Genomic DNA, 20,571 nt, shown 5'->3' on the forward strand with positions numbered 1-20,571 from the left:
CGCCTACCTATTTCTCAGGGCGGTACGGCGAGCGACAGGGCCGCAATGGCGATAGGGGATGATGTCAAGCGTGAGTACCGACCGGCCGCGCGATATCGACGCTGACCAGACCGACCCGCCGCCCGGCGACACCGCCCCCGACACCGATCCCGCCGCACCGGATTCGGCGCGGTCGGAGGTTGATTCGGCGCAGGTCGGCGGCGTGAACGGGCAGTCGGGGTCGGCCGCCGCCGAGTCATCGGACGAATCGACGGCCGACGCCGCGAGCCCGCGTCAGCCGTTGCGGCTGCGCACCCTGCTGATCATCGCGGCGGTGTTGCTGGGGCTGGATCTGCTGACCAAGACCATCGTGGTGGCGACGCTGAAGCCGGGGCATCCCATCTATCTGATCGGCGACTGGGCGCGGCTGAGCCTGGTGCGCAATCCGGGTGCGGCCTTCTCCATGGCCACCGGCATGACCTGGCTGCTGACCCTGGTCGCGACCGCCGTGGTGATCGGCGTGATCCGGATCGGTCGCACGCTGCGCTCGCTGTGGTGGGCCATCGGCTTGGGCATGGTGTTGGGTGGCGCGCTGGGCAATCTCATCGACCGGCTGTTCCGCTCGCCCGGTCCGCTGCAGGGGCATGTGGTGGATTTCGTGGCCGTGGGCTGGTGGCCGGTCTTCAATGTGGCCGATTCGGCCATCGTGTGCGGCGCGATCCTGCTGGTGGTGTTGACCGTCTTCGGCTTCGAACCCGACGGCACCCGGGCCCAGCACGGCGACGACAACGCCGACGACAAGAACGCTGAGGAGAAGACGGTATGAGGGAAACCCGCAGCATGCCGGTGCCGGACGGTTTGGACGGCATGCGTGTCGACGCCGGACTGTCGCGGCTGCTCGGCCTCTCGCGCACGGCGGTGGCGGCACTCGCCGAGGACGGTTCGGTGCAGATCGACGGCACCGCCGCCGGGAAATCGGATCGGCTCACCGCGGGGGCGTGGCTGGAGGTCGAATTCCCCGAGCCCAAGCGCGAACTCACCGTCGAGGCCACCCCCGTGGACGGGATGAAGATCCTCTACGCCGACGACGATATCGTCGCCGTGGACAAGCCGGTGGGCGTGGCGGCGCATACCGGGGTGGGCTGGTCCGGGCCGACCGTGGTCGGGGGACTGGCGGCCATGGGCTACCGCATCTCGACCTCGGGAGCCCATGAGCGCCAAGGCATTGTGCACCGCTTGGACGTGGGCACCTCCGGTGTGATGGTGGTGGCGCAGTCCGAGCACGCCTACACCCAGCTCAAGCGGGCGTTCAAGTACCGGACCGTGGACAAGCGGTATCACGCTCTGGTGCAGGGCCATCCGGATCCGTCCAGCGGCACCATCGACGCGCCGATCGGGCGCGCCCGCGGCAACGACTGGAAATTCGCGGTGACCGCCGACGGGCGGCCCAGCGTCACCCACTACGACACCATCGAGGCGTTCCAGGCCGCGAGCCTGCTCGACATCCACCTGGAAACCGGTCGCACACACCAGATTCGCGTGCACTTCTCGGCGGTGCGCCATCCGTGCTGCGGTGACCTCACCTACGGGGCGGACCCCCGGCTGGCCGAGCGCCTCGGCCTGGAGCGCCAGTGGCTGCACGCGCGGCAGCTGGGCTTCAACCATCCGGCCGACGGCCGCTGGGTCGAGATCACCAGCGAGTACCCCCCGGACCTCGAACACGCCCTGGACGTGCTGCGAAACGCCTAGGGGCACAGGTGGACAGGCAGTTGGTGCGACGCGTCACCGCCGCGGTTTCGGCGGCGCTCGTGGCGGTCGTGGTCATGGTGTTGGGCTGGATCAAACCGCCCGTCACCCCCGTGGTCACGACCGACCGGCTCGGCCCCGAGAACGGCGAGGCGATCGCCGACTATCTGAATCGAGCGCGGGAGTCGTTGCGGGGCAGCGATTCCGACCAGCACTGGGCGCTGATCTCGTTCACCGCCGCGATATCCGCCGACCGCATTCCGGAATACGCGGGCGGACTGCGTATTTCGGAGGTGCTCTACCACGTCGAGCTTCCCCGGGTGGTGACGCCCATCGTCGCCGTACCGGTGGCCGCCGGTGACGCCGCCGCACTGCGTTCGGTCCAGCTGGCGGCGGGGGAGTTGGCGCACGAGGCGACCGTCGAGGGCGCGCGGACCCGTGCGGGCCGGATCGCCGCCGTGGCCGCCGCCCGGCTCGCGGCCAACTGCGCCTGTACGGTCGGCCTGGTCGTGCGCGGCACACTCGACCAGCTGCGAAACCTGTCCTCCCACACCGATATTCGCGCCGTCGAGGCGCTCCCGGCCGCGGCGGCCGGTGGCACGTTCGCGGTCGTACCGCTGCTGCCCGAATATCAGGAGTTCGCCGCGCCCGGCTCCGACGACGGCCCGGTGCCCGACCAATAGATGTCGTTTCTGTCCAAGACGGCGGCGCCACGGCTCCCTAGGCTCATGACGGACAGGAGACGCCGGGTCTCCGCCGGTGATTGGAGGAGGAACTGTGGCACGCGAATTGGTCTACACGGGATTCATGTCACTCGATGGCGTCGTGGATTCGCCGGGCGGCAAGGAGGAGGGGCACCGCAGCGGCGGCTGGGTGCTGGAGACCGAATTCGTCCCCGAGGTGTTCGCGCTCAAGGGCGAGGAACTCGCCGAAACGTCGGCCTTGATGTTCGGCCGCCGCAGCTACGAGGCATTCGCCCCGATCTGGCGCGACTCCGAGGACCACGCCGCCTACAAGGACCTGCCCAAATACGTGGTCTCGACGACCCTGAAAGACGATGAGCTGATCGAGGGTTGGGGCGAGATCACCCTGCTGCGGTCGGTCGAGGACATCGCCGAACTGAAGCGTGGCGAGGGCGGTGCCATCTTCATTCACGGCAGCGCCGAACTGGCCCGCCGACTCGCCGACGCCGATCTCATCGACCGCTACCACCTGCTTGTGTTCCCGGTGTTGCTCGGCGAGGGCAAGAGCCTGTTCAGCAAGGCCGAGCACGACAAGCGGCAGCTGCGGCTGCGCGACTGCGCGAGCTACTCCAACGGCGTGACCAAGCTGATCTACGACGTGGTGCGCTGACCGAGATCGAGGGCGAGCGCACCGCCGCTGCCCTCGCGCAGCTGTCCGGCGGTGCGCCCGACGTAGCGGCGCAGCGCGCGGGCGAGGTGGGGTTCGTCGTAGTAGCCGAGCTTGTCGACGACCTGGCTCGGGGCTTCGCCCGCGCTCAACAGCAGGGCCGCGGATCGAGCTCGCCCGATCTGGCGCACCGCGCCCTGGGTGAGACCGGTCGCCGCCCGAAACCGGCGCTCCAGGGTGCGTTCGGTGGTCGCCGGGAGCTGCCCGCTCAGGGCCGCCGAGACCAGCGGGTCACGCACCAGCACCTCGTCGCGCACCAGGCGCTCGACGAGCGCTTCGGCGGTGTCCGCCCGGGGCGTCTCCCAGTGGCTGCCCGCCAGCCAGAACTTCCGGTCGGTCACATCGGGTAGCAGGATGCCGCCGTCGACCAGGGTCGGCGCGGATACCGCGCGCAGCGAGGTGCCCACGGTGAACTGCACCCCGACGAAGTCCGCCCCCTCCGGTACCGGCGCTGTGCCGCAGCGGGTTTCGGGGCCGGAAATCCCCGCGAACGCCACGTCCTCCTGCACCCAGAAGACGAGGCCCCAGTTCTGGCTGGCCACACAGGTCATCTCGGTGACGTGCTCACTGCGGCACGTCCACACCGAATCGATCCACGGCGAATCCGAACCGCGTGTTTCGAAGACCATTCCCACCAGCCGAATCCTACTGCGGCAGCGGCGCACCCGCCGCTCTCACCAGTACTGATGCTGGGACCCGTCGGTATCGGTGAGGAAGACGAGGGCGTCGGCGCGGGCCAGATCGGTAGGGGTGAGCGGGATGTGTCCGCGCACGATCGGTTCGGCCGCGGACTGGGTCGGGGGCAGGGCATCGCGCAGGGCCGGGGTGGGGAACAGGGTGCGGCGCACGGTCGCCTCGGACAGGGCGGCCTGGAGCGTGCCCGGGGCAGGGGCGAGACCGGCGTCGGTCGCGAGGAACAGATAACGGTCGCCGAGGGCGAGGTCCACGAACGCGCCTGCGCTGCAACAGGGTTGCGCGTCAGCGGGCAGCTGGCGCTGGAGCAGGATGTTGTGCGCGAAGACCAGCGTCGGCCCGCGGTGGCGTTCCCGCGCGACGAGCGCGAGGAGATTCTCGGCCATCATGTCGGCGCGATGGCTGAGCAGGTGCGCGATGCGGTCGGGGCCGCCGCGCGCCATGGCCGCGTGGTAGCGCAACAGCCCTTGGGCGGCACGGGCGTGAGCGGCGGCGCGGGTGTAGGCAGCCGGGTCCGCGGTGTACAGACCGGGGGCGGCGCGGCGCAGTGCGCTGGCGAGATCCTCGGCGACGCGTCGGAGCAGGTGCGCGCGAGAGGAGTCGCCGACCGAGGCCGCCGGGTCGAACATGGCCGCCGGATCGGACCAGTCGGAGTCCGCGCCGAGCAGCGCATCGAGGGCTCGGGCGGATTCCGGACGCATTGCCTCGGGCAGGTGGTCGTGGACCGCCGTCAGGGCTTCGCGTGGGCTCGGCGCACTCGCGAACTCCACCGGGGCGTCGAAGCCGTGGAAGCGCACGCGATCGCGCGGTGCGCGCCCGGCGTTGTACTCGCGCAGCCACTCGACCAGGTCGCGATTGGCCGGTATCGCGCCGAATCCGTGGCTGAACCCGGTGGCGAGCACCGTGTCGAGATCGGCGGATGCTCCGTTCACGTAGTCGTCGACCAGGGCGGCGGCGAAGATATCGGTCTCCAGCGCGATCGACCGGAATCCCCGCCGCACGAGATGCGTGAGGATGTCGTTGCGCAGCAAGGGAAATGCCGCGACGCCGTGTGCCGGTTCGCCGAGTCCGAGCAGGGTCGGCTCGCCGTGCGCGTCGAGCAGTTCGTCGAGGGCGCGGCCCAGCTCGGTCTGATCGTCGAGTGGGCGGCCGATTCCACGCAGTGCGGTGGCGGTAGACATGAAACACCTCTTCCGGAAGGGACTGCCTTCGACGCTATCGTTGAAGAATCGGGTGAGACTTTCGCGACAACCACCTGCGATCAGTGGTCGAAAGCTTCAAAGTAGGGATGCCGTGCGACCTATCGATCTCGCCCGCGAACACGGATTGTCCGCGCAGGCGATCCGTAACTACGACGACGCGGGCATCCTCCCGCCGACCGAGCGCAGCGCGACCGGGTACCGGCGCTACACGCCCCTGCATGCCCAGGCGCTGCGGGCCTTTCTCGCCCTGCGCGGCGGCCACGGACATCAGCGCGCCGCGGATATCCTGCGCGCGACCCACCGCGGTGACCTCGAGACCGCGTACCGGCTCATCGACGCCAGCCACGCCGACCTGCTCACCGAACGCGCCATCCACACCGAGGTGGCCGCCGCGCTGGCCGCCCTCGCCGCCGTCCCCGCCCCGGCCACCGGCCGACCGCTGACCGTCGGCGAACTGGCCCACCGCCTGAACGTGCACCCGGCGACCTTGCGCACCTGGGAGACCGAAGGCATTCTGCGCCCCACCCGCGACCGCGCGACCGGCTACCGCGAATACGGTCCGACGGCCGTTCGCGACGCCGACATCGCCCGCCAGCTGCGCCGTGGCGGTCAGCCGCTACGGCGGATAGCGACCTTCCTCGACACCTTGCGCGAGGCGGGCAGCCCGGACACCCTGCGCGTCTTTCTCGACTCCTGGCAATCCCGGCTCACCACGCGTAGCCGCGATCTGCTCACCGGCGCGGCCCAATTCGACGCCTATCTCACGCTGCTCGATCGAGCTTGATCCCCTGGACCATGGAAGTGTTTGCGCCGCAGTCGATCCGGCAACTACCGATCATGATCTTCCGACGTGCTCCCCGGCGGTGTCGGACCGCTGTGCGAGAGTTGGGGGCGAACTCGGACAACTGTGAAGGGGTTGGGGCGATGGAATTGAGCGAGCGGCAGGCGGACCGGGCGGCGGGGGTACTGCTCGGAACGGCGGCGGGGGACGCCCTGGGAGCCGGATACGAGTTCACCCATCCGGGGCCGGAGGTGCCGATCTTCATGAAGGGCGGCGGGACGTTCTTCTGGGCGCCGGGGGAGTGGACCGACGACACCTCCATGACCATCGCGGTGGCGCGCGCCGCCGCCGACGTCGGCGACCTGCACGAGGAGACCGGACTCGACGCGGTGGCGGCCGAGTTCGTGGCATGGTGGGACTCCGTACCGCCGGATATCGGCAACCAGACCCGCATGGTGTTGGAGGCGCGCAGCCCCAACGCGCGGGAAATGCGCGAGCGCGCACGGGATCTCCCCGGCCGGAAGGCGGGCAACGGGTCGCTCATGCGCACCGCGCCGGTGGCACTGCTCTACCTCGACGACGCCGACAACTGCGCCAAGGCCGCGGCCTGGGTCTCCGCGCTCACCCACTACGACCCGCAGGCCATCGACGCCTGCGTGCTGTGGTCGCTGGCCATCCGCCACGCGGTCGTGCACGGCACCTACGACGGTCTGCGCGAAGGACTTTCGGCCGTCGACACGGCATTCTGGACGCCGCTGCTGGACCAGGCCGAGACCGGCACACCCGCCGATTTCGCCAACAACGGCTGGGTGGTGCACGCGCTGCAAACCGCGTGGTGGGCCATCACCCACGATGAATCCCTCACCGGCGCATTGGAATTGGCGGTGCGCGCGGGCGGCGACACCGACACCACCGCCGCCATCGCGGGCGGGCTGCTCGGCGCGGTCCACGGCGCCTCCGCGATACCGGCGGACTGGCGCGAGATCCTGCACGGCTACCCGGGGTACCGTGCCGAGGACCTGCTGAAACTAACCGAGCGCATCACCACCCGCTGACTCAATCCGGCAGGCGCACAACACCATCCAGATAGCGGCGGCAGCGGCCCGACAGCAACACCCGATCCGTGCTCAGCGTGCACCGCAGGGCCCCACCGCGCGCGGAGAGCTGCCGCGCGGTGAGCGAGGTGCGCCCGAGCTCCCGGCTCCACACGGGAGTGAGCTGCGCGTGCGCGGAACCCGTGACCGGATCCTCGGGGACGCCCACACCCGGTGCGAAGAACCGCGAGACGAAATCCACCGATTCACCGGCCGCCGTGATGATCACGCCGCGGTGGATGGACGGGAACGCGGAGAAATTTGGACGAGCCTCGCGTACTTCGTTTTCCGAGGTGACCATGAGCACCACATCGGTGCCATTGAGCGCGCGAATAGGACGAACCCCCAAGGCCTGGGCCAGGTTGTGCGGCAGATCGGCCTGCACGTCGAGGTCCTCGGACGGGACGGCGGGCAGATCCATGACGAGATCGCCGTCGGCTGTGCGGTCCACGCGCAACCAGCCGCTGCGAGTGTAGAAGTGCACGCGATCCGCGCCCGGGTGCATATCCTCCAGAATCTGCGCGGCCGTGGCGAGGGTGGCGTGACCGCACAGATCCACCTCCACCGCGGGGGTGAACCAGCGCAGATGGAACGCGGGCGAATTGTCCGGTGCGGGTCCGGCCTCGGGCGGTAGCGCCGAGGTGTAGAAGGCGGTCTCGGCGAGATTGTTCTCCTCGGCGACCTGTTGCAGCAGTTCATCCGGGAGCCACGACAGCAACGGCATGACCGCCGCGGGATTCCCGGAGAACGGTGCGTCGACGAACGCGTCGATCTGATGCAGCAGGACCTCCATACCGCACAAGGTACCCACAATTTTCAATAACAGCCCTGCACAAGGAAGTTCACGGCGAGCCAAACCATGCGACCAGTTTGCTGTGTCGCGGTTCGGCCTACTCCTGCTCGCCCACCGCGGGCAGCAGCTGGTGCTTCTCACCGCGCAACCGCGCGCTGACCCACCACGCCAACTCCACCAGTACGACACCGATTCCGCCCAGCACGAAGGCGGCGGTGGTGAGCCCGATATTGGACGGATCGAGCTTGAAGAACTCCCGGGTGAACGGCAGCGAGAACAGAATCACGTACCCCGCAACCGATCCCGCGACCAACAGCACCTTCCACCACACCCACGGCCGCGCCACGATGGCCAGCACCCACACCGCGATGATCAGCAGCGTGATCAGCGCGGTGGTGCCCGCCTGCACCTTCTCGGTCTCGGTGGCGTCGGGCCCCTGGTAGGCCAGCAGATAGGAGATGAAGGTGGTGACGCCGATGACCACGCCCGACGGAATGGCCAGGCGCATAACGCGTCCCACGAATCCGGTGCGCGCGCGTTCGTTGTTGGGTGCCAGCGACAGGATGAACGCCGGAATGCCGATGGTGAACCAGGCGGCGATGGTGACGTGGCGAGGCAGGAACGGATAGCCGATCGCCTCGTAGTGGAAGATCTGCGAGCCGACGCCCGCGATACCGATGAGGAAGGCCAGCACCACCGAGTAGACGGTCTTGGTGAGGAACAGATTCGAGACCCGCTCGATATTGCCGATCACCCGGCGGCCCTCGGCCACCACGTAGGGCAGCGTCGCGAACTTGTTGTCCAGCAGCACGATCTGCGCCACCGCGCGGGTGGCCGGGCTGCCCGCGCCCATGGCGACGCCGATATCGGAATCCTTGAGCGCCAGCACATCGTTCACGCCGTCACCGGTCATGGCGACGGTGTGGCCCCGCGATTGCAGGGCGGAGACCATGGCGCGCTTCTGATCCGGCCGCACCCGCCCGAAGGTGGTCTGGTGGTCGAGCACGTCGGCGAGCTCGTTCTGATCGCTGGGCAGCTTGCGGGCGTCCATGGCGTGGTCGCCGCCCGGCAGCCCCAGCGACGAGGCGACCGCGCCCACCGAGACCGCGTTGTCACCGGAGATGACCTTGATGTCGACATTCTGGGAAGCGAAGTACTCCAACGTATCCCGCGCGTCGGGCCGCACCCGCTGTTCGAGCACCACCAGCGCCCGCGGCGTCACCTGACCCGGCGCGTCGGCCGCGTCCACCGGTCGGTCGCTGCTGGCCAGCAGCAGCACCCGCAGCCCCTGCGCGCCGATGTCCTGCGCGGTGATGGCGGTATCGGTGGTCGGATCGAGCAGCACGTCCGGCGCGCCCAGCAGCCAGTTGCCGTGTTCGCCGTAGGAGAGGCCACTCCACTTCTTGGCCGACGAGAACGGCGCTACGCCAGTGGATTTCCAGCCCGGGGCGTCCGGCAGCGCCTCCTTGATGGCCAGCACACTGGCATTCGGCCGAGGATCGTCGGCGGCCAGGGCGGCCAGTACCCGACGCAGTTCGTCGTCGCCGTTCTCCTCGCCGACGGTTCCGGAGGCGTCCACCGGTCGAATCTCGGCCAGCCGCATACCGTTCTCGGTCAGCGTGCCGGTCTTGTCCGCGCACACCACGTCCACGCGCGCCAGCCCCTCGATGGCGGGCAGTTCCTGTACCAGGCACTGCCGCCTGCCCAGGCGCACCACACCCACCGCGAACGCGATGGAGGTCATCAGCACCAGGCCCTCGGGGACCATCGGCACCAGGGCGGCCACCATGCCGTTGACGGCGGGCCGCCACTGCTCCTTGGACGACACCAACTGGTTGTAGATGGAGAGCAGACCCGCCGGAATCAGCAGGTAGGTAATGACTTTCAGAATGGTGTTGATGCCGTTGCGCAGTTCGGAGTTGACCAGCGTGAACTTGCTGGCCTCCTCGGCGAGCTTGGCCGCGTAGGCGTCCTTGCCCACCTTGGTGGCCCGGTACGCGCCGCTGCCGGAGACGACGTAACTGCCCGACATGACCTGCGCCCCGGCCGACTTGTCGATGGGATCGGCCTCACCGGTGAGCAGCGATTCGTCGACCTCGAGGAGTTCGGCCTCGACGACCTCGCCGTCCACCACGATCTGATCGCCGGGTCCGAGTTCGATGATGTCGTCGAGCACCACCTCCTGCGGCGCGACCTCGGTGGCCTGGCCGTCGCGGCGCACCACCGGTTTGGCCTGGCCGACGATGGCCAGGTCGTCCAGGGTCTTCTTGGCCCGGACCTCCTGAATGATGCCCACCGCGCTGTTGGCGACGATCAACAGGCCGAACATGCCGTCGATGATCGAGCCGGTGGCCATCACCAGGATGAACAGCACTCCCAGAATGGCGTTGATGCGGGTGAAGACATTGGCCCGCACGATATCGCGCACCGAGCGGCTGGCCCGCTCGGGCACATCGTTGGTCAAACCGTTCCGGCGGCGCTCTTCCACCTCGGCCGAGGTGAGTCCGGGGCTCGCGAAAGCCTGCGCGGTGATCGACATATGCAACAGCCTAGAACGCCGCCGGGAAAATGCCGGTACACGCTATCGCCGCAGCGCGTGGCCGGGATCGGCGACCGTTCGGCAAATACGGATGAACCGCGATAGTTGCGCACGCTAACGTGATTGTGTGGCAGACGGACCTTCGGCAGTGGGACAGGATCGGCGGGCGGGTGCGCGGCGCACCGGTCGAGAGATGGGCGTCCTGTTCGGGATTGGTTGCTATGCGCTGTGGGGTTCGTTCCCGGCGTTCTTCGGCCTGCTCTCCTTCGCCAGCCCGGTGGAGGTGCTGGCCGAGCGGATTCTGTGGACCCTGGTCGTGGCGCTGCTGGTCCTGGTCGTCGCGGGGCGAATCCGCGAACTGTGGGCAATCGACGCCCGCACGTGGCGCATGGCCGCGGTGGCGTCGGCGGCCATCTCCATCAACTGGGGGACCTATGTCTTCGCCGTCATCTCTGGGCATGTGGTCGAGGCGGCGCTCGGGTACTTCATCAACCCGCTCGTCACGGTGGCGTTCGGCGTGCTCATCTTCCGCGAGACGCTGCGGCGGGCGCAGTGGGCGGCATTGGGGCTCGGCGCGCTCGCGGTGGTGGTGCTGACCGTGGATTACGGGCGGCCGCCCTATATCGCGCTGGTGCTGGCATGCTCGTTCGCCACCTACGGTCTGGTCAAGAAGGTGATCAAGCTCGACGCGCTGCGCGGACTCGCCGCCGAGGGGCTGGTCGCGTTCCCGTTCGCCTTGGCGGCGGTCATCGTCCTGGCGGTCACCGGTCAGGGTGAGATGGGCACGAGCATCAGCCACACCGCGCTGCTCATGTCCTCGGGCCCGGTGACCCTGGTGCCGCTGATCCTGTTCGCGCTCGCCGCGCAGCGAGTTCCGTTGTCCACCATGGGATTGCTGCAATACCTCACGCCCGCACTGCAATTGGCGTGGGGCGTGCTGGTGGTGCACGAGGAGATGCCGCCGTCGCGGTGGGCCGGGTTCGCGCTCATCTGGGCGGCCTTGGCGGTCTTCAGCCTCGACGCGTGGCGGCATGCGCGCCGCTCTCGCGTGGCCGTGCCGATCGAGCCCGCGTGAACGCGATCACTCGACGGTTGAATTCACCGATCGGCGTGCGCTAACGTCGATCGCGTGGCGGTGCTCCCGTTGGTCCCTTGTACCGGCCCGGGGTCGGGACCGTCACGAGTACAGGAGAATTCACTCTGTCCATTCAGTTCAACCACACCATTGTCGCGAGCAAGAATCGCGAGGAATCCGCCGCGTTCTGGGCGGACATCATGGGATTGGAAGTGGGTGAGCCAGCGGGACCGTTCCTTCCGGTTCCGGTAGCCAATGGCTTCACCTTCGACTTCGCCACCCTCCCCCCGCATATCGCGGCGGAGATCCAACCGCAGCACTACGCCTTTCTGGTCTCGGAGGACGAATTCGATGCGGCCTACGCCAAGATTCGGGAACGCGGGCTCACCTATTGGGCGGACCCGCAGATGAAGGGCGTCAACGAGATCAACCACAACGACGGTGGTCGGGGGATCTACTTCCAGGATCCCGCTGGTCACTACATGGAACTGATCACCGTGCCGTACGGCGGTTGGCCCGAAGAGAAGTAAAGCGAGTCGACGGCCGCACACCCCCTCATACGGTGTGCGGCCGTCGGATCGGCTACGGCGCCGTGGTTTTCAACGCCTGTTCGACGAACTGATTGGTGTAGGTGGCGTCGAGATCGATGCGATCGCGCACCGGCTTCACATTCCGCGAGTACTGGCCGAGAATGCGCAGCACATTCTCCGCGCCTTCGCGTTTCATCAGACCGTCGCCATTGAACATGACAATGGAATCGCGGATGGATTTCACGTACAGCTCCGGATCGCCGCCCGCGTACTGGGCGGGCATCTTGGCGGCGATCTCCTCCGGGGTGTGCGCATCGATCCATTGCAGCGTCTGCACGAAGGCATTCGCGAGTTTCTGCACGATATCCGGATGGGATTCGACGGTTTCGCAGCGCATGTACAGCGAGGCCGCCGGGTAGAGGCCGCCGAGCGCGGCGCGGGTGCCCTCCTCGTTGCGCATATCGAGCAGTACCTGCGCCTCACCCGAACTCACCATCTTGGCGACGGTCGGGTCGGTGGTCATACCCGCGTCGATGCCGTCGTGGTTCATACCCGCGATGAAGGTCTGTCCCGCACCGACTTTCACGCGCGTGTAGTCCGAGGTCGACAGTCCCGCCTGCCCCGCGAGGGCCTGGGTGAGGAAGTCGGTGGACGAGCCCAGCGAGGTGACGCCCAGGTTCTTGCCCGCGAAATCGGCGGGGGACTTGATGGTCGCCGCGTCCGCCGTGGACACCAGCTCCACCTCACCCGGCACATCGGCGAACTGCACCACCGTCTTGATGCACTGCTCCTTGGCCTGCAGGTCGATGGTGTGGTCGTAGAACCCGACGACGCCCTGGACATCGCCGCTGAGCATGGCGGTTTCGGCATTCGCGCCGGACTGCTCGCCCAGCAGCTTCACATCGATGTCGTTGCGTTCGAAGTTGCCCAGCTGCTGGGTGAGCATGGCGGGCAGGTAGATCACCTTCTCCAGGCCGCCGACCATGATGGTGATCTGCGGGCGGCCGTTCTCCATCGGAATGGTGCGCGAATCGCGGCAGCCGGTGACCAGCAGCAGCGACGAGACGGCCAACAGGACGGCGGCGATGGTCTTGCGAGGCTTCATGGTCACACCCCGTGGCCCGAGTTGGCCTGCGACGGACGCCATTTCAGCAGTCGTCCCTCGGCGAGCCCGATCAGCCACTCGGCGACCAGCGCCACCACGGTGATGATGATCATGCCCGCGTAGATGCCCGCCGCGTCGAAGGTGCCCTGCGCGTTGGAGATGAGCAGACCCAAACCCTTGCTGGCACCGGCGTATTCACCGACCACCGCGCCGATGAGCGCGAAACCGAAGGCGGTGTGCAGGCTGGACAGAATCCAGGTGGTGGCGCTGGGCAGCACGATGGAGGTCAGCACCTGGCGGCGGCTGGCCCCGAGAATCCGGGCATTGTTGATGACATTGCCGTCGACCTCGCGGGCGCCGGTGAAGGCGTTGAAGAACACCGCGAAGAACACCAGCACCACCACGGTGGCGACCTTGGAGCTCAGCCCCAGCCCGAACCAGATGATGAACAACGAGGCGAGCACGATACGCGGAACGGCGTTGAGCGCCTTGATGAACGGGGCCAGCACATCGGCCCAGTACCGGGAGCGGCCCAGCAGCACGCCGAGGACGACACCCGCCACGGTGCCGATGGCGAAGCCCAGCACGGCTTCCTGCACGGTGGTGTAGATCTGCAACCAGATCGACCCGAATTGTGTGCCCTCGGTGAACCATTCGACCAGGCGGTCCCAGATGAGGGAGGGCTTGGAGTAGAAGAACGGGTCGATCCACAGGGTCGCGGTGAGCTCCCAGGAGCCCAACCACAGCGCCACCAGCAGCGCCCGCAGACCCCAGGTGCGGGCCTTGGCCCTGCGCGCGTTGTTGCGTACCCGCGCGAGAATCTGCTCTTCGGTCTCCACCTCGAATTCCGGTGCGGCGGGGGCGATCTCGCCGATCGCGTCGGCGGTGTCGAGGGTGCTATGCGACACGGGAGGCTCCATTCTCGCGCGCCGCCTCGACCTGATCGCGCAGCGTTTCCCAGATTTCCTTGTAGAGGTCGCGGAACTCCTCGGTGAGCCGCACCTCCTCGACATTGCGCGGCCGCTCCAGGGTGACGCGGAAATCGCCGCACACCGTGGCCGGGCTCGCGGTCATGACCACCACGCGGTCGGCCAGGGCGATGGCCTCTTCGAGGTCGTGGGTCACGAAGATGACGGCGGCATTGGTGCCCGACCACACCCGCAGCAGTTCGTCCTGCATGAGCTGGCGGGTCTGCACGTCGAGCGCGCTGAACGGCTCGTCCATGAGCAGGATCTCGGGCTCGTTCACGAGGGTCTGCGCCAAGGCGACGCGCTTGCGCATACCGCCCGAGAGCTGATGCGGGTAGTACTTCTCGAACCCCGCGAGTCCGACGATGCGCACCCACTCGGCGGCGCGCTCGCGCGCCTGCGCCTTGGCCTTGCCGCGGAAGATCGGCCCGAGCGCGACATTGTCGAGCACCGTGCGCCAGGGGAGGACGGCGTCCTGCTGGAACATGTAGCCGATTCCGTCCGGAATGCCGCGCACGTCGGTGCCGTGCACGAGCGTCCGCCCCGCCGAGGCGGGTTCCAGCCCCGACACCAGCGAGAGCGTGGTCGATTTGCCACAGCCGGTCGGGCCGACCACGGCCACGAATTCGCCCGGATCGACGGTGAAGTTCAGGTTCTTCACCGCGGTGTGAATGCCACCGCCGGTTCCCGGAAAGCGCTTCGTCGCGCCCCGGAGTTCAATGAGTGGGGTACTCATGGACACAGCTCCTGTTTTCGAGCGCCGCGCTGTGATGCGCGACCGATGCAGGAAAGCTAAGTGCCCCAGGTCACAACACTCGAGGTTGTGCGCACAACCCGCGCAACCGGCGATACCGGCGTTGTGCTCATTGTGCTCACCCATTCGAGCCTGCTTAGACTGACGCCGTGAGCGTGTTCGGCCGCCGCGCCCGCCCCGCCGTCGGCGGCGTGCGCCTGCGAACACAGATCGTGTTGCTCCAGGTGGTCGTGGTGGCATTGACCCTGGGCATCGCGTTCGGCGTGTTCGCCTACGTCAGCAATCAGCGCCTGTCCGGGGAGTACGGACAGCGCGCCCTGGCGATCGCGCGCACCGTGGCCTCGGATCCCGCCGTGCGAGCGGAGGTATACCGCTATTCCCTGGCAACACTGTCGACCAGGGATGCGCCCGAACTCGCGGCCGGGCAGGCGCAGCTGATCGCCGACGACGCCCGGAAACGCACCGGCGCGCTGTTCGTGGTGGTGACCGACGACGCCGGAATCCGCCTGGCTCACCCCGATCCCGCCCGCCTGGGGGAGAAGGTGAGCACCGACCCGTCGGTAGCCCTCGGCGGCAATGAGGTCGTGATTCGCGAGCACGGCACGCTCGGCGAGTCCGTTCGAGCGAAAGTCCCGGTCCTGCAACCGAATTCCACCCTGGTTGTCGGTGAGGTGAGCGTTGGCATCTCCACCGAGGCGGTACAGGATCAACTCCTGAACGACCTACGCCGCGCGGGCCTGCTGGTCGGCGTGGCGCTGTTGGCCGGTGTGCTCGGGTCGGTGCTGCTGGCGCGACGCTGGCACGGATTGACCCTCGGTTTGGAGCCGCAGGAGCTGGCGGAGCTGGTACGCGAACAGGACGCCGTCCTGCATGGGATCAGCGAGGGCGTCGTCGCCGTCGACACCGCCTGGCGCGTCACGGTCGTCAACGACGAGGCCCGGCGACTCCTCGGCATCACCGGCGAAACCGGCTGCGCCATAGAAGAACTCGGCTTGACACCCAGGGTGCTGGAGATCTTCCGCGCCACCGACGAACAACCGGAACAGGCCATGGTCGGCGACCGCATAGTGGTCGTCACCGCCCGCGCCGTCCGCCGCGACGACCGCGCGCTGGGTGCCGTTTTGAGCGTCCGCGACCGCACCGATATCGAATCCCTCACCCGACAGCTCGACGCGGTGCGCTCCATGAGCACCGTCCTGCGCGCCCAACGCCACGAATTCGCGAACCGACTGCATCTGCTGTCCGGGTTGCTGCACACCGACCGGCCCACGGAGGCAGCGCAATATATCGACGAGCTGTTGGGTTCCGGGCCGTTGGGTGCGGCGCTGCCCGGTATGGACGCCGTCCACGACCCGTACCTGCAAGCCTTCCTGGGCGCGAAGGCCGCGCACGCCCGCGAGAGCGGGGTGACGCTGCGGCTCGGGCCGAACACTTGGGTGGACGGAAACCTCACGCTGCCAGTGGATGTCACGACCGTGCTCGGAAATCTGCTCGACAACGCCATCGAGGCCGCGCGGGCCGGGGAGTCGCCCGCCAAGGTGGAAGTCGAACTGGTGCAGGAGGATTCGACACTGCACATCACCGTGGTGGACAGCGGCGACGGGATTCCCGCTGAACTCACCGAAGCGGTCTTCACAGAAGGTGTCTCGACGCGCCCTGATACGGGGCTGCCCGGCGGGCGAGGCGTCGGCTTGGCGCTGGCCCGTCAAATCGCCCGCGCTCTCGGCGGCGAGGTCCGGCTGGCCGACGCGGGCGGCGCTACCGAAACCCCCTTGTCCGGAGCGGAATTCATAGCCCGCATGCCCGGCGTCCTGGTGAAAGGAGAACCCCCATGGCCCAACCAGACCTGAACGTCCTGGTCGTAGACGACGATTTCCGAGTAGCCAACCTGCACGCCGGAATCGTCACCGCGATCCCCGGATTCACCGTAGGCGGCACCGCCAACACCCTCGCCGCGGCCCGCGAAGCCATCACCACCCACCCCTTCGACCTCGCCCTCGTCGACGTCTACCTCCCCGACGGCTCAGGCATCGACCTCGTCCGCGAAATCCGTTTCGACGCAATGATGCTCACCGCCGCAACCGAAGCCGACACAGTACGAGCAGCCCTGACAGCAGGCGCACTCGGTTACCTCGTCAAACCCTTCGACCACACCGCCCTCGCCACACGATTGGCCGGATACGCCCGCTACCGCCGAATCCTCTCGGCAGCCGAAGTAACCGCCCGAGACGTCGACGCCGCCCTCGAAGCCCTACGCCCCACAGGCCACCCCGTACCCGCAGCAGCCGCGTCCTCGACAACAAAAGACCTAGTCCTACAAGCCGTCCGAACCGCTGCCACACCCATGTCCGCCGCCGAAGTCGCGGCATCAACAGGAGTCTCCCGAGCCACCGCCCAACGCTACCTAGCCTTGCTGGTCGCAGCAGGAGAAATCCGAATGCAATTGCGCTACGGCACAACCGGCCGCCCCGAACAGGAATACATGCTCCCCGCCGCGTCAAGAAATAAAGAATAAACAAAGAAAACAGACCCTTGAGAATTCCATAACCGGACAAAAGCCGTTCTGCCACAACCATTTTCGCGATAGAATTCATGCATGATACGGGGCGGGGTACAACGAGCACACGACGCGGTCGATTCCTTCGTCGCGGTGGTCGACGAATTGGCGGAGTCGTCGCTGATTCCCTTGCCCGACGACGAATACGTCGAAGCCATGCTGCGGATCGAAACCGCCATGCGGAAACTCGCCTACTTCGGCCACCGCCTCGTCATGGGAGCCTCCGACCGTGGCCTGCCACGCGTGCCCGGACGCTCGGCACTGCACAAATATCTTGTTGAGACCCTGAATCTGTCCAAGGCCGAGGCGTGGCGGCGCATCCAAGCCACGGAGAACCTGGTGCCGTTCCTGGGTGCGAGCGGGGCACGCCACGAGCCGCTGTTGCCGCACACCGCCGAAGCCCAAGCCGAGGGCGCGATCTCCCCGGATCATGTGCGCACGATCATCGCCACGATGAACAGGGTCCCTGCCAGTGTGGCGGCCGCGGATCGCGAGCTGGCCGAGCAGGAACTCGCCGCGCACGCCCGCGAGGTGACCCCGCACGGGATGCGCAGGCTCGGCGAGGCGATCCTCGCCCATCTCGATCCCGACGGGAAGCTCACCAGCGACGCCGACCGGCAGCGCCGTCGCGGTATCACCCTCGCCGGTCAGGGTGTGGATGGCATGTCCGACGGTGTGATGACGTTGACGCCGTCGTTGCGGGCATTGATGGACGTCATGCTCGCGAAATGGGCACGTCCGGGCATGTGCAATCCCGCCGACCCTGAAAGCCCCACCGCCACTTCGGGTCCGGTCGACCCGGAGGTGGTCAAGGCGGCCGCCGCGCGCGATACGCGCACGGCCGCGCAGCGCAATCACGATGCGTTCGAGGCGTTCCTGCGCGCGGGTGGCCCGGAGAACCTCGGCGCACATCGCGGCACCCCGGTCCAGGTGGTTCTGACTATGAGCGTGCAAGATGTCGAGAACGCCGCCGGGTACGCGACGACCGCCACCGGTGGCAGCGTCCCGCTGGGTGAGGCGCTGCGCATGGCCGAGCGCGCGCACCCGGTCTTGATGATCTTCGATCACCGCCGCAGCATGCCGCTGCACCTCGGAGTCGGCCCGCGCCTGGGCAATCGGTGGCAACGGCTGGCGCGCACGGCGATCGAGCGTGGCTGCACTCGCCCGGGTTGCGATGCCCCGGCGACGATGTGCCAAATGCATCATGTCCTCGGCTACGCGCAACGCGGCCCGACCGATATCGAGAACCTGACCCTGGCGTGTGATCGGTGCCATGGGTTGATCACCGGCACGGACGCCGGATGGGAAACCCAAGTGATGGGCGAGGATTCGGAGTTCCCGGGGCGCGTGGCGTGGCGCGCCCCCGCGCACATCGACCCCGCGCGGCGATGGCGAGTGAACCGAGCCCACCACGGCGAAGAGCGCTACGTGGCGAGGCGGCGACGTGCGCCGCATGGCGGGCAGTGATCGCGGCGGGTTCCTCGACGCCTATTGATCACCCCCGCTTTTCGCCCACCAGTCGTTGACGCTTGTGTTCGTGGCCGCCGGTTCTCGTTGACACGCGTGGTCGTTCACGGCCGTAGTCGTTGACCCACCTACCCGTGGACGCTCGTAGTCGTTGACGTTTGTACTCGATGACGCTGGTCATCGTTCACGCTCAACGTTCGAGTCTTGTTCTTGAATCTTGTTTCTCTAAAACAGCATTAGTGCAGTCCGAAGGCTGGGATCGCAGGCTAACGGCTCGCGAGTCGCGTTAGCTCAAGTCAGGAAAGGCAGGCGACGTAACCACACTTGATCTTTAACTCTTTTGCATGCCACCTAGTAGCCAGCGATGCGCCTTATTGGCTACGGACGGCCCGGACGATATGGGGTGGCGCATGGGTATCCGAAACATTTGGGGATTCGGGCGGCAGATACCGAGCTAGGACCTCATTCCCGGTGAAATCCTCGACCTCGTATCCGATCTCGCCGAGCTCCTTACGAATCTCCTCCGCTGTGAAGAAGCTCAGCCAAGGTTCGCCTGCGGCGGCTACTCGGTCCGCGCGGGTTTGGAACGCTGCTTTGGCGTCTGCTTGCTCGGGGATGGTGATGTAGTCGAAGACCACTTGGACCCATGCGTCTTGGGCGGCAATGGCTCGCAGGGTCGAGAGGACGGTTTCTCGGTCGAGATACATTGTCACGCCCAGCCAGACGAAGACCGCTGGTTGTGAGCGGGCGAAACCGGCGGCTGCCAAACCCTCGGACACGGTGCGTGTTTCGAAGTCCACGGGCACGAAGGCCATGGTGGGTGGGATGTCGATGCCGACCTCGGTGAGCAGGGTTCGTTTCCATGCCTGGGTGGCGGGGTGGTCGACCTCGAAGACTCGTACCGAGGAGTAGGGGTTTCGGTAGGCGAAGGTGTCCAGGCCCGCGCCGAGGACGACTACTTGGGTCGCGCCCTGGTCGACCGCGGCTGCGATGGTTTCCTCCGCGAATCTCGCTCGCCCGGCGAGGAAGATTCGTCGGCGCTGCTGCCACAGTGCTTGTTCGGTCGTGTCGGTGTCGGTCTCTCGCACCTCCTCCGGGGGGAACCCCGTGATCCGCACCGCCAGCGGGTCGGTGAAGATCCTTGGCTCGTCGGCGATTTGGTGGAAGGCCCGCGCTCGGGCGGTGGCGAAGGCGGTGAGGCTCGGTCGTCCTTCGTGCATGAGGTCAGGCGGAGACGGCGACGCCGAGGGACAAAGCGCCGAGGAATTTGGGGGCGGCTTTTTCGTAGAAGCGGGATACCTCGCGGGGTTCGAAACCGGCGTCGGTGATGAGGGCGTTGATGTCGCGGTTGAGGTGACAGCCGCCCGCCAGCTTCTTCTGGATGGGGTTGAGGCGGTTTTGCCAGGTTTGCACCTTGGGGTCGGGGGCGAGGCCGTGCTCCACGAAGTGGAAGGTGCCGCCGGGCACCAGGACTCGGCGCAGCTCGGCCAAGGCCGCGCGGACATCCGGGATGGTGCACAGCGTCCACGTGGACAGCGCCGAGTCGAAGGTGTTGTCGTCGAACGGCAGTCGCTGGCCGTCGAGTCCAGCGCGCACCACCGGCACCCGCGCGGCCGCCACCCGCTGCTGCGCCATGCGCCACCCCAGGTCGGCCGGTTCCACCGCGCTCACCGATTTCACGCCCGGCGGATAGAACGGCACATTGCGCCCGGATCCGAAACCGATCTCGACGACGCGACCGTGCAACCCCGCGCACGTCTGCTCCCGCCGAGGGTCCATCGCCTTCATGCCACAGGTCAGATCGACGATGCGCGGTAGCACCCGATCTTCGTAGATTCCCATGACACCACTGTTCCAGCTCCCGGCCGCCGATACCGC

Annotated in this window: 20 protein-coding genes; 11 read left to right on the forward strand and 9 right to left on the reverse strand. The window is 67.4% G+C overall.

Annotated elements, in window-relative coordinates; translation table 11 throughout:
- The first annotated feature begins 61 nt into the window (after window positions 1-61).
- From lspA to ACIBH2_RS22270, 4 genes are all read left to right on the forward strand, one after another.
- Complete coding sequence (lspA, locus tag ACIBH2_RS22255; protein WP_397120241.1) at window positions 62-805, forward strand: signal peptidase II; 744 nt, start codon at window positions 62-64, stop codon at window positions 803-805.
- Window positions 802-1,728: an RluA family pseudouridine synthase gene (locus tag ACIBH2_RS22260; RefSeq protein ID WP_397120243.1), complete on the forward strand. Its 927-nt coding sequence runs from the start codon at window positions 802-804 to the stop codon at window positions 1,726-1,728. The genes lspA and ACIBH2_RS22260 overlap by 4 nt, the downstream gene beginning before the upstream one ends.
- 8 nt (window positions 1,729-1,736) lie before the next feature.
- Window positions 1,737-2,408, forward strand: a complete 672-nt coding sequence (locus ACIBH2_RS22265; protein ID WP_397120245.1) for a hypothetical protein — start codon at window positions 1,737-1,739, stop codon at window positions 2,406-2,408.
- Between the two features lie 94 nt (window positions 2,409-2,502).
- Window positions 2,503-3,078 carry a dihydrofolate reductase family protein gene (locus ACIBH2_RS22270; protein WP_397120247.1) on the forward strand — a complete coding sequence of 192 codons (576 nt, stop codon included), beginning with the start codon at window positions 2,503-2,505 and terminating at the stop codon, window positions 3,076-3,078.
- On the opposite strand, the gene ACIBH2_RS22275 is transcribed toward ACIBH2_RS22270, so the two are convergent.
- Window positions 3,060-3,764 (reverse strand): helix-turn-helix domain-containing protein, encoded by a 705-nt coding sequence (locus tag ACIBH2_RS22275; protein ID WP_397120979.1) that lies wholly within the window; start codon window positions 3,762-3,764, stop codon window positions 3,060-3,062. The two genes, ACIBH2_RS22270 and ACIBH2_RS22275, sit on opposite strands and share 19 nt — an antisense overlap.
- A 45-nt stretch (window positions 3,765-3,809) precedes the next feature.
- Entirely contained in the window at window positions 3,810-5,009 is a 1,200-nt protein-coding gene (locus ACIBH2_RS22280) for an erythromycin esterase family protein (protein WP_397120249.1), read from the reverse strand.
- Window positions 5,010-5,121: 112 nt separating this feature from the next.
- Here ACIBH2_RS22280 and ACIBH2_RS22285 point away from each other — a divergent pair, with 112 nt between their 5' ends.
- On the forward strand, window positions 5,122-5,814 hold the full coding sequence (locus ACIBH2_RS22285; protein ID WP_397120251.1) for a MerR family transcriptional regulator: 693 nt from the start codon (window positions 5,122-5,124) through the stop codon (window positions 5,812-5,814).
- A 140-nt stretch (window positions 5,815-5,954) separates the two neighbouring features.
- Window positions 5,955-6,866 (forward strand): ADP-ribosylglycohydrolase family protein, encoded by a 912-nt coding sequence (locus tag ACIBH2_RS22290; RefSeq protein ID WP_397120254.1) that lies wholly within the window; start codon window positions 5,955-5,957, stop codon window positions 6,864-6,866.
- Window position 6,867: 1 nt separating this feature from the next.
- Here ACIBH2_RS22290 and ACIBH2_RS22295 read toward each other — a convergent pair whose 3' ends face one another.
- Window positions 6,868-7,698: a PhzF family phenazine biosynthesis protein gene (locus ACIBH2_RS22295; protein WP_397120256.1), complete on the reverse strand. Its 831-nt coding sequence runs from the start codon at window positions 7,696-7,698 to the stop codon at window positions 6,868-6,870.
- Between the two features lie 97 nt (window positions 7,699-7,795).
- A complete protein-coding gene (locus tag ACIBH2_RS22300) occupies window positions 7,796-10,237 on the reverse strand; it encodes an HAD-IC family P-type ATPase (protein ID WP_397120258.1) in 2,442 nt (813 codons plus the stop codon).
- 193 nt (window positions 10,238-10,430) lie between these two features.
- Between ACIBH2_RS22300 and rarD the strand changes: the two genes are divergently transcribed.
- Complete coding sequence (gene rarD, locus ACIBH2_RS22305; RefSeq protein ID WP_397120981.1) at window positions 10,431-11,312, forward strand: EamA family transporter RarD; 882 nt, start codon at window positions 10,431-10,433, stop codon at window positions 11,310-11,312.
- 125 nt (window positions 11,313-11,437) lie between these two features.
- A complete protein-coding gene (locus tag ACIBH2_RS22310) occupies window positions 11,438-11,842 on the forward strand; it encodes a VOC family protein (RefSeq protein WP_397120983.1) in 405 nt (134 codons plus the stop codon).
- A 52-nt stretch (window positions 11,843-11,894) separates the two neighbouring features.
- Here ACIBH2_RS22310 and ACIBH2_RS22315 read toward each other — a convergent pair whose 3' ends face one another.
- From ACIBH2_RS22315 to ACIBH2_RS22325, 3 genes are read right to left on the reverse strand one after another with little or no spacing between them, the layout of a single operon-like run.
- The gene (locus ACIBH2_RS22315) at window positions 11,895-12,947 is read right to left on the reverse strand and encodes an ABC transporter substrate-binding protein (RefSeq protein WP_397120261.1); all 1,053 of its coding nucleotides are present in this window, start codon (window positions 12,945-12,947) and stop codon (window positions 11,895-11,897) included.
- A gap of 2 nt (window positions 12,948-12,949) precedes the next feature.
- Entirely contained in the window at window positions 12,950-13,855 is a 906-nt protein-coding gene (locus ACIBH2_RS22320) for an ABC transporter permease (RefSeq protein ID WP_397120263.1), read from the reverse strand.
- Entirely contained in the window at window positions 13,845-14,651 is an 807-nt protein-coding gene (locus ACIBH2_RS22325) for an ABC transporter ATP-binding protein (RefSeq protein ID WP_397120264.1), read from the reverse strand. Before ACIBH2_RS22325 ends, ACIBH2_RS22320 begins: the two co-directional genes overlap by 11 nt.
- 209 nt (window positions 14,652-14,860) lie before the next feature.
- Between ACIBH2_RS22325 and ACIBH2_RS22330 the strand changes: the two genes are divergently transcribed.
- From ACIBH2_RS22330 to ACIBH2_RS22340, 3 genes are all read left to right on the forward strand, one after another.
- Window positions 14,861-16,519: an ATP-binding protein gene (locus ACIBH2_RS22330; protein ID WP_397120985.1), complete on the forward strand. Its 1,659-nt coding sequence runs from the start codon at window positions 14,861-14,863 to the stop codon at window positions 16,517-16,519.
- Complete coding sequence (locus ACIBH2_RS22335) at window positions 16,501-17,184, forward strand: response regulator (RefSeq protein ID WP_397120266.1); 684 nt, start codon at window positions 16,501-16,503, stop codon at window positions 17,182-17,184. The genes ACIBH2_RS22330 and ACIBH2_RS22335 overlap by 19 nt, the downstream gene beginning before the upstream one ends.
- 81 nt (window positions 17,185-17,265) lie before the next feature.
- Window positions 17,266-18,693 (forward strand): DUF222 domain-containing protein, encoded by a 1,428-nt coding sequence (locus tag ACIBH2_RS22340; RefSeq protein ID WP_397120268.1) that lies wholly within the window; start codon window positions 17,266-17,268, stop codon window positions 18,691-18,693.
- Window positions 18,694-19,064: 371 nt separating this feature from the next.
- On the opposite strand, the gene ACIBH2_RS22345 is transcribed toward ACIBH2_RS22340, so the two are convergent.
- Together ACIBH2_RS22345 and ACIBH2_RS22350 are read right to left on the reverse strand one after the other, a co-directional pair.
- Window positions 19,065-19,913 (reverse strand): class I SAM-dependent methyltransferase, encoded by an 849-nt coding sequence (locus ACIBH2_RS22345; protein WP_397120270.1) that lies wholly within the window; start codon window positions 19,911-19,913, stop codon window positions 19,065-19,067.
- A gap of 4 nt (window positions 19,914-19,917) precedes the next feature.
- Window positions 19,918-20,535, reverse strand: coding sequence for a class I SAM-dependent methyltransferase (locus ACIBH2_RS22350; RefSeq protein WP_397120273.1), 618 nt, complete (start codon window positions 20,533-20,535; stop codon window positions 19,918-19,920).
- Between the last annotated feature and the right edge of the window lie 36 nt (window positions 20,536-20,571).

This window comes from Nocardia sp. NPDC050406 (assembly GCF_044459025.1).
Taxonomy (GTDB): Bacteria; Actinomycetota; Actinomycetes; order Mycobacteriales; family Mycobacteriaceae; genus Nocardia.